7 protein-coding genes are annotated in these 12,090 nt (G+C 69.5%); 4 read left to right on the top strand and 3 right to left on the bottom strand.

Annotated elements, in window-relative coordinates; all coding sequences use genetic code 11:
- Positions 1-57 precede the first annotated feature (57 nt).
- Positions 58-2,610, top strand: coding sequence for a protease pro-enzyme activation domain-containing protein (locus tag OG403_RS06390; protein WP_329572134.1), 2,553 nt, complete (start codon positions 58-60; stop codon positions 2,608-2,610).
- Positions 2,611-2,678: 68 nt separating this feature from the next.
- Here OG403_RS06390 and OG403_RS06385 read toward each other — a convergent pair whose 3' ends face one another.
- Complete coding sequence (locus OG403_RS06385; protein WP_329562130.1) at positions 2,679-3,602, bottom strand: hypothetical protein; 924 nt, start codon at positions 3,600-3,602, stop codon at positions 2,679-2,681.
- A 501-nt stretch (positions 3,603-4,103) separates the two neighbouring features.
- On the opposite strand from OG403_RS06385, the gene OG403_RS06380 reads away from it, so the two are divergent.
- A complete protein-coding gene (locus OG403_RS06380) occupies positions 4,104-6,119 on the top strand; it encodes an ATP-binding protein (protein WP_329562128.1) in 2,016 nt (671 codons plus the stop codon).
- A gap of 125 nt (positions 6,120-6,244) precedes the next feature.
- Here the strand turns inward: OG403_RS06380 and OG403_RS06375 are convergent, their stop codons facing one another.
- Positions 6,245-7,957, bottom strand: a complete 1,713-nt coding sequence (locus tag OG403_RS06375; protein WP_442910869.1) for an IS1634 family transposase — start codon at positions 7,955-7,957, stop codon at positions 6,245-6,247.
- 268 nt (positions 7,958-8,225) lie between these two features.
- On the opposite strand from OG403_RS06375, the gene OG403_RS06370 reads away from it, so the two are divergent.
- The gene (locus OG403_RS06370; protein WP_329562124.1) at positions 8,226-8,969 is read left to right on the top strand and encodes a LuxR C-terminal-related transcriptional regulator; all 744 of its coding nucleotides are present in this window, start codon (positions 8,226-8,228) and stop codon (positions 8,967-8,969) included.
- An 840-nt stretch (positions 8,970-9,809) separates the two neighbouring features.
- Here the strand turns inward: OG403_RS06370 and OG403_RS06365 are convergent.
- Positions 9,810-10,259: a hypothetical protein gene (locus tag OG403_RS06365; RefSeq protein WP_329562122.1), complete on the bottom strand. Its 450-nt coding sequence runs from the start codon at positions 10,257-10,259 to the stop codon at positions 9,810-9,812.
- Between the two features lie 613 nt (positions 10,260-10,872).
- On the opposite strand from OG403_RS06365, the gene OG403_RS06360 reads away from it, so the two are divergent.
- Positions 10,873-12,027: an IS701 family transposase gene (locus tag OG403_RS06360; protein WP_442911037.1), complete on the top strand. Its 1,155-nt coding sequence runs from the start codon at positions 10,873-10,875 to the stop codon at positions 12,025-12,027.
- Positions 12,028-12,090: the final 63 nt, after the last annotated feature.

The raw sequence follows: 12,090 nt of genomic DNA, 5'->3' as shown, positions 1-12,090 counted from the left end.
CCCTCGCTAGCTTGGCCCGAGTTCCCATCCCCCCAATTGGAGGAACTCGTGTCACGAATGCCCAAATCGGCGCGGACGGTCGCAGTGGCGGCCTGCCTGGCCATGGCGGCAGCCATGGCCGCGGCCGCTCCCGCGGTGGCTGCCCCCACCGCCCCGCGGGTGTCCCTCGGGCTCAACGGATCGGCGCCGGCCGACGCGCACCGGATCAGTGCGACGGCCGCGGACCGACAGGTCTCGGTCGCGCTCTCGCTCAAGCCGCACGACCAGGCCGGCCTCGACCAGTTCGTCGCCTCGCTCAGCGATCCGGCGTCGCCGAACTACCGGCACTACCTCACCAGCGCGCAGTACAACATGCGGTACGCGCCCCTTCAGGCCGACGTGGACAAGGCGCGCGCGTTCCTGAAGGCCAACGGCCTGAAGGTCACCAAGGTCGCGGACAACCGGGAGGTGATCGACGCCAGCGGTTCGGCCAAGCAGGTGGCGGCCGCCTTCGGCACCTCGATCGGCGACTACACCAACGCGGCCGGCGCGCACTTCTACGCCAACGACACGGCGCCCAGCGTGCCGTCCTCCCTCGCCGGCACCGTGCAGGCCGTGGCCGGCCTGACCGACCAGCCGATGGCGCACCACGCTGCCGGTTCGGCCGGCCCGGCCGGTCCCGGCGGCGGCTACACGCCGGCCCAGTTCCGCACCGCCTACGGCATGACCAAGCTCTCCGGTTCCTACACCGGTGCCGGGCAGACGGTCGGCCTGGTCGAGTTCGACGCCTTCAACCAGTCCGACATCAACGCCTGGACCAGCAACTTCAACCAGCCGTCGGTGACGCCGAAGGTCGTGTCGGTGGACGGCGGCGTCTCGAGCCCCGGCAGCGGCCAGCTGGAGGTGACCCTGGACATCGACGCCGTCGCCTCGACCGCCCCCGCGGCGGCGCAGATCGCCTACGAGGCGCCCAACACGGATGCCGCCTGGGTCGACGAGATGGCCAAGATCGCCAGCGACAACCAGATCAACATCCTCTCGGGGTCCTGGCTCGCCGGGGAGTCGTGCGAGTCCGGGCCGATCAACGGCTCGCACAACTCGTTCACCCAGATGGCCGCGCAGGGCATCACGCTGCTGTCCGCGTCCGGTGACTGGGGCGCGACGGGCTGCGGCTACAACGGCGACAACACCACCGTCCAGGCGGACTACCCGGCCAGCGACCCGTTGGTGACCGGCGTCGGCGGCACCCAGCTGCTCACCAGCGACAGCGCGGGCACGTACCAGTCGGAGTCGTGCTGGAACCAGGGCAGCACCGGCAACACCCGTTCCGGCGGCGGCTACTCGCAGATATTCGCCAAGCCGTCCTGGCAGACCGGCACCAACCAGTACCGGTCGGTGCCCGACATCGCGCTCGACGCCGACTACGGCGCAGGCGCCCTGTCCGTCAACCTGAACGGCAAGTGGGAGGACATCGGCGGCACCAGCCTGGCCTCGCCGCTGATGGCCGGATACATCGCCATGGTCGACCAGAAGTCCAAGGCGGCCGGCACGGCCGACGTCGGCGCGCTCAACCCGACCATCTACGCGATCGGGCAGTCCTCGCAGTACGCGTCCACCTTCCACGACGTGACCACCGGCAACAACAACACCTACAGCGCGGGCACCGGCTACGACCTGTGCACCGGCTGGGGCTCGCCGCAGGGCGACAACCTGGCCGACCCGCTGATCAACGGCGCCACCCCGCCCGCGTCGAACGACTTCACGATCGCCGCGAGCCCGACCTCGGTGAGCGTCAACCCGGGCCAGTCGGTGACCACGACCATCAGCACCACGGTCTCGAAGGGGAGCGCGGAGTCCGTTGCGCTCTCGGCCACCGGCCTCCCCGCCGGCGTGACCGCTGCCTTCAGCCCCACCTCGGTGACGGCGGGCAACTCCGCGACCCTGACCCTGACCGCTTCCGCCTCGGCGGCGGCGGGACAGAGCAGTGTCACGGTGGCCGGCAAGAGCACTGACGCCAGCCACAGCACACCGGTGTCACTGACCGTCAACAGCTCCGCGCAGAGCGACTTCTCGATCAGCCTCAGCCCGACGTCCGCGACCGTGACCGCCGGGAAGTCGGCCGGCACCACCGTCACGACCGCGGCGACGACCCAGACGTCCCCCGGGAACATCGCACTGTCGGCCAGCGGCCTGCCGTCGGGCGCGAGCGCGACGTTCAACCCGACCTCGGTCAGCGCCGGTAGCTCGTCCACCGTGACGATCGCCACCAGCGCGTCCACCCCGGCGGGCACCTACCAGGTGACGATCACCGGTAAGAGCGCGGCGACCAGCCACAGCAGCACGTTCACCCTCACCGTGCAGTCGGGCACGGCGGGCCCGGTGACCGTGCAGAACCCGGGCTTCCAGTTCGGCCAGCTCGGCCAGCCGGTGAGCCTGCAGATGCAGGCCAGCGGCGGCACCGGCAGCTACACCTGGTCGGCGGCCGGGCTGCCGTCGGGCCTGTCGATCAACAGCTCCACCGGGTTGATCAGCGGCACGCCGATCAGCAGCAGCGGCTTCAGCGTGACGGTGACCGCCACGGACACCAGCGGCACGAGCGGCCAGGCGGCGTTCAGCTGGTTCATCTTCTGACGGTCCTGACGAACGCACAGGATTGACCGACTGATCGACTGACTGACCGGCGGCCGCCTGGCTGCCGGTCAGTCCCATTCCCAGAGCAGGCCCGTGATGCCGGGCGGGCTGTCCGTCACCACCAGGTGCGCGGTCCGCGACGCCCCGATCCACAGCGGCGCGCCCAGGTGCCGCGGCGCGTGCACGTTCGCCTGCCGGAACGGCACGCAGCCCACCGGAACCGCACCTGCGAACTCGACCTGCAGCACGTACTGGCGGATCGGTCGGGTGAACCGGTGGTGGAAGAAGGTCAACTCGTGCCCCGGTGGGAACTCCGAGCTGAACTCCACGACCGTGCGCTCGCCCGCCGCCAGCCGCTGCTCCAGCAGGAGTTCGCAGACGGTCGCGCCGGCCGAGTCGTCGACCCGCACCCGGCCCAGCCTGCAGTACTTGGGATCGACCGGGACGGCCGCCGTCGATCCCTCGGCCCACAGGAACACCAGGTACCGGTCCACCCGCTCGGCCGCTGCCTCCAGCACCAGCCGCGACCGCATGCTCACCAGCCCGCGATCGTCCCCGACCAGGACGTGCTCGTGCACGTCGAGGAGCCGAACCCGGTCGTCCTGCGGTGCGTTCACGGCCGCGAGCAACGGCCTGTGCGCCGGCCACAGCAGCCGCCGGTCGATCGCGTCCGGCCCGGCCTTGAGCCGGCCACGCGGGCGCGGCGGCCCGAGCAGGGACACCAACGACTCGGCGGGCAGGTCGAGCACGGCTTCCAGCGCCCGCACCGCCCGCAGCGACTCCGCCCGCTCCGGACGACTGCGCCCGTGCCGCCAGTAGCTCAACGCCGCTCGGCTGACCCGGACCCCGTGCCCGGCGAGGTGGAACTGGACCCGTTCCAGGCTCAGCCCACGAGCGCTGAGCGCATGGTCGAGCACCTGGGCGAAGGTGCCGTGCCGCAGCACCCTGCGCAGCTCCCGGTCCACCGGAAGCGACGACACACCATCCGGCATCACGTACCTCCTGACCGACCCGCAGCGTCCGGACCACTATCGAGGTGCGTGGCAGAAAGGTCCAGGGGGATCGCGAAGACGGCAAGCCGGTCCTCGACCGGTGCCCGAGGTGCCCGAGGCGCGGGCATCGACGTCGAGATCGTCGAACGCCACCCGCAGGACAGCGGGCGGGAGAACACCAGGGCGCGGTGGCCGGAGGTGGTGACGACTTTGACGACGTTGTGGTCTGGAGCTGGGACGGCTGTGGCCGAAGCACGTCGAGCCCATGAGCGTGCGCGACATCGTCACCTCCGCCGGTGCCACCGCCGCGGCCATCGCCAGGCAGGTCCACCGCGCAGGCGGCTCGGCTGGAGGCGGAGTCGGACTGCCACACCGCAGCTGCCTGACCCCCGCTGACCGGCACAGGCCCGAGCAGATCCCTTACCGGCACCGGCAAGCAGACGGTGGCTTGCTCGTGCCGGAGGCCCGCTCTAGCGTGGTCAAGGCGAAGAAGGTGATCGTGTGGCGGCCGTTCTGGAGCCTGGTACACCGGCGTTCGGCGGGGGCTTCCCCTTCGTCGGCCGTCGTCAGGAGTTCGGCCTGCTGCTGGCCGCGATCCGGCACCCTCCGGCGGTGGTGCTGGTCGAGGGCGAGGCCGGGATCGGCAAGTCGCGCCTGGTCCGAGAGGTCGCCGCGGCCCTCGCCCCGGACGAGCGCAGGGTGCTGACCGGCTTCTGCCATCCGCTGCGCGAACCCTTCCCCTACGGTCCGGTGGTGGACGCGCTGCGCACGGCGGGCCGCTGGCTGCCCACTACCGGCCTCCCACCGACCACGGGCGCGCTGGCCCCGCTGCTGCCCGACCTGGCCGACCTGCTGCCGCCCGTGCCGCCGCGGCCCGGCGAGGTGCCCGGCCAACGCTTCCAGGTGGTCCAGGCCGTGCGCTCGTTCCTGACCGCGATCGGACCAGCGGTGCTGATCATGGAAGACCTGCACTGGGCCGACGAGGCCACCCGGGATCTCCTACTGCTGCTCGCCCGCGACCTGCCCGAACAGCTCAGCCTGGTCCTCACCTACCGGGCCGAGGACCTGCCGGCCCGCGCCCCCGTGCTAGGCGCTGCCTACCGTCGTCCACCCGGCACCACCGGCACCACGATCCACCTCACCCCGATGACCGAGAGCGACGTCCAGGAGCTAGCCGCCGCCGCACTCGGCGGCCACGCGCCACCCGCACTCGCCAGGGCCCTGCACCGGCGCAGCGAGGGCCTGCCGCTGACCGCCGAGGAAGATCTCATCACGCTGCGTGAGTACGGCAGCAACCACGGCTACCGCGACGCCGTCACCGAACTCGATCGCGCCGAGGTGCCGGTGGGGCTGCGCGAGGCCGTCACCGAGCGCCTGGCCCTGCTGTCGGAGGCGGGTGCGGCGATCATCGACAGCGCCGCCGTGCTCGCCGTGCCCGCAACGGAGTCGCTGCTCACCCGGGTCGCGGGGCTGGACCCCGAGCAGGGCGCCGAGGGGCTCACCGACGCGCTTCGCGCATCGGTGCTCAGCGAGAGCGACTCCGGCCGCTACGTCTTCCGGCACGCCCTGGCCCAGCGGGCTGTCTACGAGCACATCCCGGGCCCGCGCCGGGCCCGCCTGCACCGCCGCGCCATCGCGGAGCTTCAGGCCAGGTCGCCGATCCCGCTGGTGCAGATCGCGCACCACACCCTGGCGGTCGGCGACCGGGAGGCTTGGTTCCAGCGCGCGGAGGAGGCCGCCGACCAGGCCGTTTCCCTGGGCGACACCGGCACCGCCGCCGCCCTGCTCCACCAGATCCTCGAACAGCCGGGCGTGGAGACCGCCCTCCGGTCGCGCGCCGCCCTGGCCCTGGCCCGGATCGTGGTCGACGGCACGGACTACACGGCCAACGCCGCCATGCTCCGCCGCATCCTGGCCGACCCCCAGCTTCCGGAGCCCACGCGCGGCGAGATCCGCCTGGGACTGGCACTGCTCATGATCAACCACGGCGCCGACCGCTCAGGTGTCCGCGAACTGGAGAAGGCCGCCCTGGAGCTGGCCACCCGGCCGGAGCGGGCGGCCAGAGCCATGATCGCTATGACCATCGACGAGCGCAGCGGCACCGAACAGGCACAGGCTTGGCTGGACCGTGCCGAGCAGGCTGTCCGGGGAAGCACCGACGAAGGCATCCGGGCGACCGTCCGGGCGTCCCGCCTCACCGTCCTCGCCAAAACCGGGGATCCTGCGGTCTGGGAGCAACTGGATCGGCTACCGCGCCATGCGGACGACATCGAGGTGCTGCGCCAGACCACCCGGGCGCTCTTCAACTGCGGCGACTGCGCCATCGACCTCGGCCACTACCGCCGGGCCACGGCCCTGCTCGCGGAGAGCCGGGAGCTGGCCCAGCGCGCGGGCATCCCGCTCGTCGACTGCTACAGCCGGGTCGACCTGCTGCGGCTGGAATTCGCGGCCGGCCACTGGACGGGATCGAGGAGCGGCTCGCCGCGCTCGGCGCCGAGTACCCGGACATCCTTTTGACCGACGCCGAACCCTGCGTTCCGCGTAATTCAGGGGCCTGGAGGATCGAATCTGGGGTCTGACCTGGGCGGACATGGCTTCGGCCGCCTGGAGGGCGTTTCTCTAGGCGGTCGCGTTTCGGCTGGTCAGCGGGATGCGGGCTGAAGCGCGACGACCTGCTTGGGGATGGGGATCTGCAGCTTCGCGAGCAGGTCTCGCTGGGGCTTCGTCAGAGTGGTGACCTGCTGGAACGTTCCGGTGGGGCCGGTGAAGGTGCCCAGGTGGAGGCGGTCGAGCTCGCGTCGGATGTGCGGCCAGGTGTCGCCGGTGGTGGTCTCGGTGATCCGGATCAGCAGGAGGGCGAGCCAGCACAGGATGACGTGGGCTCGGATGCGTTCTTCGAGTCGGTGGTAGACGGGCCGCAGGTCGATGATCTGCTTCATGTCGCGCCAGCCGCGCTCGACTTCGAGCAGTTGCTTGTAGCCCAGAGCGATGTCCTCGGCGCTCAGGTGGGGGTCCGAGCAGCGCAGGAGGTACTTCCCGTCGAGGTTCTCCTCCGCCTTGATCTTGGCCTGGTCGATGCGGAGCTTGCCGGCCGGGGTGGCGCGAAGGTAGCGGTTCAGGCCGGGCTTGTCGGCGATCCGGCCGCGCAGTTCGCCCCGCTTGAAGTCGCTGAGCTTGTCGGTATCGGTGATCAAGTCGGCTAGCTGGGCGACGAGTTGTTCGCGCATGTGTCTGTCACGCTCGGCTGCTTCGGGGTTGTGGCAGATCACGAACCGGTCGGTGTCGGATATCCGCACCTCCTTGACGCGCATGTTCTCGCCCACGTCCTGGTAGCGGCCCTGCCGGGACAGGGCGGCCTGCACCTCGGGACTCCCTGAACGGAGCTTCTCGCCGATGATGTAGGCGTGGTCGCCCTTTCGCAGGTAGCGGCGGTTCTCGGCGGAGGAGAAACCGCGGTCGGCCACCCACACGATCTTGGAGAGGGTCCAGTCCCGCATCTCGTCCTTGACCTGACGGATCAGGGTCTGGTCGGAAGCGTTGCCCGGCCAGCACCAGCAGCGGACCGGGATCCCGTCCCTGGTGACCGCCATGCCGATCACGATCTGCGGCAGGTCGTCGCGGGAGTCCTTCGACTTGCCGTAGGTCCGGAACCCGACCTGCTTCGCTTCGCCGTCCACATCCTCGGTGTTCAGGCGGCGGCCCGCGTCGTCCCGGGCGACGGGCTCGTCCGGCTCCTCCAACTCGAAGTAGGTGCTGGTGGTGTCGAAGAACAGCAGGTCCACCTCCAGGTTCAGCAGGTTCGCGACCTCGTCGAACACCTGCTTCTCCAGGTCGCCGGTCACCTCGTGCAGCCAGTCCATCGCCCGGTAGCAGGTGTCGTCGTCGGTTGCCGACAGGCCGTCGATGTGCACGTCGTTGGTGATCCAGTCCGCGGCCGCGAGCTTCGACGACGGCGCCAGCGCACGGTTGGCGACCAGGGCGAACAGCACCCGCTCGGTGGTGGTCATGTCCCGTCGCCTGCCGCGCTTGGGCTGCCCGACCCGGCCCAGGATCTGGTCGATCCGCAGGCGGCGCCACAGCTGATCGAGCACGTAGGCACCGCCGAACGCGCGCGACGAGGTGAACTCCAGGTCCGACGCCGTGGTCGCGGCCGGGGCGTCACCCGGCTCCAGCAGCTTCGATAGAGACGCGACCAAGCGCCTGACCGCGTCGCGGTCCAGGTCGTCCTCGCGGCCGAAGGTGAACAGCACCTTCGGTACCGCCCGGCCCTTCACCGGATCCCACTCGTTGTGGGCCAGGTGCAGGTACCGGACCGTCCCGGACTTGTTCTCCCGCTTCGTCGTCTTCACGTACACAGCTCCAGACGATAGGCCGAAGCCACAGGCCAGCGCAGCCAAATCACGGAAGTCGCGTCTCTAGGCACTTTCGGCCCGCAGCGACAGCCTCACCACCCTGGCCTGCGACTTCACCCCGCTGACGTCTCCAGAACCGTCGAACTACGCGGAACGCGGGGAACAGACAACGCTCCTCGGCGAGCTGGCCCGCGCCCGAGGCCGACACGCTCAGGCCGTCGAACTGTTCAAGAAGGCCGCCGCCCAAGGTGAAAGGCACCCGCAGGTCGGCGTGGAGCTTCGAACCGCCGCCGGACTCGCCGGCATCCGGCTCGCCCAGCAGGCGCCCAAGGACGCCTGGGCGATCGCCGCGCCCGCCGCCGCCGTGCTGCGCCGCTCGCAAACGTGGGCCCAGCAGACCGCCCTGGTACCGGTCGCGGTCGAGGCCGCGCTGGCCTGCGGCCACCGGCAGGAAGCCGAACAGCTCGCAGCCGACGCCGCACGCGCCCTGCAGGGCACGGACTCTCCCGCAGGCACGGCCGAACTCCAGACCGCCCGAGGAATGCTGCTACGCGACACCGAACCGGACCGCGCCGCCGAGCACTTCGCCGATTCCCACCGCCGCTGGCAGCAGATCGGCCACCTTTACGAGAGCGCCCACACCGCAGAACACCTCGGCCACGCCCTTGCACGATCGCACCCCGAGGACGCCGCCGGCCACCTGACCGAGGCCGCCGACGTCTACAACGACCTGGACGCCACCGCCGACCTCGGCCGCTGCCGGCACCTCCAACACGAACTCGGCCTCGCCCGGACACCCACCCGTGGCCGCCGCGGCTACGGAGGCCAACTCTCACCGCGTGAGAAGCAGGTCGCCGAATTCCTGGTCCAAGGCGCCACCAACCAGGACATCGCCGAATCGCTGTTCCTCTCCCCCCGCACGGTCGAACACCACGTCGCCAACGTCCTCAGGAAACTCCAGACCACCAGGAAATCCGTCCACGGGGTCTTCCCCGCCGAGAGCGAGACCCGCTGAGTGGCCGAGGCCGCCTGTCGGCGGCATGTTGCTGCGGAGCCGCCGCCCCCGCCTGCGCCAACAGCGCAGCTCGGTTTCACCCGCCCGCGCTGCGACTACAACCACGCACAACGCAAAATGCAGGTCAGGATTGCTCCTGACCTGCATTGCCTCGCCAACGACGTTGGCGAATGGGTCGTGTCCGAGGACGGACTTGTACCACCGTCCACCCTGGAGTGGGCCTCTGCGGTCCTGGATCTGGATGGTTCCTGATCTCCGCACTGGGCGGTGGACAGGAAGGCGCGCCAGCGTTCGACGCCGGTCGACCCACGGTCCTATGTAGGAATAGTGGCAGCACGGAGGGGCTTGGGCAACGGCGGCGGTTGAGTTTCACCCGTTCGAGTGTGTCTGGACGGACTGACTTGAGGTCGATGCGGTGGTGCAGGATGTGGGCGAAGGTGCGCTCGATCCTGGCCAGGGCCCGGCATTGGGCTACTGCTGGATCTTCGGGAGCGGCCGTTCGGCCCGTCTGCGGCGGGGGACGCCAGGCCGGCGTTGAGGTAGGCGCCGTCGGCCACCCGGGACGGTGGTCGGAGCGGACACAGTCCTGTGCCCGGTAGATTCTGGTGCGTCCAGTACCTTCCGTATTGGGTGCCTTTGAGCAGTCTGGCCTCGTATAGCTCGACACCTCGCGGGTCGACACCGACAACGTTTGGAGGTATCGCTGAACGCGGAGGTCGGAGCGTGACCGATGTGGGGATTCGACGGGAGCGGCCAGTCTGGCCCGCCTGCCGGGCGTCAAATCGGTAAGCGCTTGAGCGGTTTGGCTCCGTTCAACTAATAGGCCGAGTGTTCAGAAGTTCAGAACACCTGGAAGCGAGGGTCAAAGCCGCCCTCATGCTCGCCTCGACGGGCGAGATGCCGACGGTGGACTGTCCCAAATGCCTGTTCGACCCGGTCGCCAAGGTCGAGTGCGAAGGTTTCTGGATCGGGCAGGCCGTCGGTTTCTCGATGTAGCAGCAAGTGTTCGTCCAGGCAGGTGGCGAAGTCCGCAAGACCCTGTCCGGGTTCCGCCCAGCCCTCGGCGAATGCTCCCAACGTGGCCCGGCTCGTGTTTCGGAGCGCGACTGTGATCTCAAACGGGCCGTCAATCGCCCACCGTCCGACCACCTCGGTCTGGAGTGCGGCGGTGATCCATGCCAGCCCGACAATCCGCCGCAACGGAAAGACACGGACCTTCCCGACCTGATAGGCAAGGTGCCCGAGGCCGATCTCGATACCGCCGTGGCGATGAAGCGCGAGATATCGCACCCATCCAGCATCGTCCCGATACTGGGTATAGCACGCCAAGGCGCCGTTCACACTCTGCTCTCCGGGCCCTCAGATTGGTCCCGGGCCTCCGTAAGGCGACACTCGTGGCTCCTTAAGCCACGCCAGCACCTCCCCATCGATCGGAACGGCATCCCCGTCGGGGTCAGCAGGCAGGAACAGCAACCTGCAGTCGAGACCGTCGACCTGCCGCCCCAGCCCTCCACAAGCGAACCGGTCGTCGGCGTCGGACGTCAGCGCCTGGCTAGTCCGGTACCGCAACCACCGGCTCCGTTGAGCGTCTACGTCATGAATGGTGTCATTCATCCACGTATCTCCCGGCGCAGCAGCACGATCAGGTCCTCGGCGATGTGGCCGGAGTCCAGCGTGAGCGCCTGCCGGTGCCGCCGGGCGGGGGTCAACGTGGCGGTCACGGCGTCGGCGTTTTCGGAGAGGGTCGCGGCGGTGGGGCTGGCAGCGTGCTCAGCCCTGGTGCGCCAGGCCATGTAGCCGGCCCCAGCGAGATGGGTGATCGGGACAACGTCGGTTAGTACTGCAACTGCACTTGCGTGACGATCATGGTTTTGGCTCGTTGAAGTGACTGTGTGCTGAAGAGCTGACGGTTGAGCAGGTCGAGTCGTGGTCCGATGGCATAGCCGGGTTCCATGCCCGGTTCGCCCACCATTTCGGCAGGTCGGAGCCCCGCGAGCGGGCGCTGGACTACCTGAGGGGGCTACTGGCCCCGCTGGAGCGGAAAAACGGCTGGACGCTGTCCGAGCAGGTCGGGCAGCTGCGCCCGGACTCGGTCCAGCGCCTGCTCAACCACTCCGAGTGGGACGAGGACGCGGTCCGCGACGACGTGCGCGACTACGTGGTGGAGACCATCGGCACCAGGGACGGCATCCTGATCGGAGACGACACCGGCTTCCTGAAGAAGGGCACCAAGTCCGCCGGCGTCCAACGCCAGTACACCGGCACCGCCGGCCGGACAGAGAACAGCCAGATCGGAACGTTCCTGGCCTACGCCTCGACCAAGGGCCGTGCGCTGATCGACCGGGAACTCTACCTTCCCGTCTCCTGGACAGATGACCGCGAGCGCTGCCGAGCTGCCGGCATCGACGACGAGATCCCGTTCGCGACCAAGAACGAGCACCTCAAGTGGATGCTGCAGCGCGCGATCGACGCCGGGGTCCCGTTCGCATGGGTGACCGCCGACGAGGCGTACGGGCAGGTGAAACACCTGCGCTCCTGGCTGGAGGAACGAGGCGTCGCCCACGTGCTGGCCACCAAGGTCAACGACACCGTCATCACCACCAGTTGGGCCGATATCCGCGTGGACTCCCTGATCGCCGCCCTGCCCCGCCAGGCATGGAAACGCCTTTCCGGCGGGCAGGGCGCACACGGCGAACGGATATACGACTGGGCCCGCGTCGCGATCCGCCCCGTATGGGAGAACGGCTTCGGGCACTGGGTCCTGGCCCGCAGGTCGGTGAGCGACCCCACCGAGATCGCCCACTACGTCTGCTACGGCCCCGTCGACACCCGCCTGAAAGACCTGGTCAAGGTGGCCGCGGCCAGGTGGGCCGTGGAGGAGTCGTTTCAGATCGCGAAGAACGAGTGCGGCCTGGACCACTACCAGGTCCGGCTCTACCGCGCCTGGTACCGCCACATCACCCTGTCCATGGCCGCACTCGCCTACCTGACCGCCCTACGCGCCCAGGAAGCCACAAAAGGGGCACCGCAGACGACGAGCAAGACCTCATACCCCTGAGCGTCCCGGAGATCCGCCGACTGATGGGCCACCTCGTCAAACCCCGCCACCAGACCAACGAAC

It is taken from the genome of Kitasatospora sp. NBC_01266 (assembly GCF_036242395.1).
GTDB lineage: Bacteria > Actinomycetota > Actinomycetes > Streptomycetales > Streptomycetaceae > Kitasatospora.
Note: the sequence above shows the minus strand (reverse complement) of the source record. Positions and strands in the feature narration are given on the sequence as shown.

What these genes read in the sequence shown, in the direction of transcription:
- OG403_RS06385 (WP_329562130.1), bottom strand. Translation starts at nt 3,602, where the DNA reads ATGCCGGATGGTGTGTCGTCGCTTCCGGTGGACCGGGAGCTGCGCAGG.
- OG403_RS06390 (WP_329572134.1), top strand. Translation starts at nt 58, where the DNA reads ATGCCCAAATCGGCGCGGACGGTCGCAGTGGCGGCCTGCCTGGCCATG.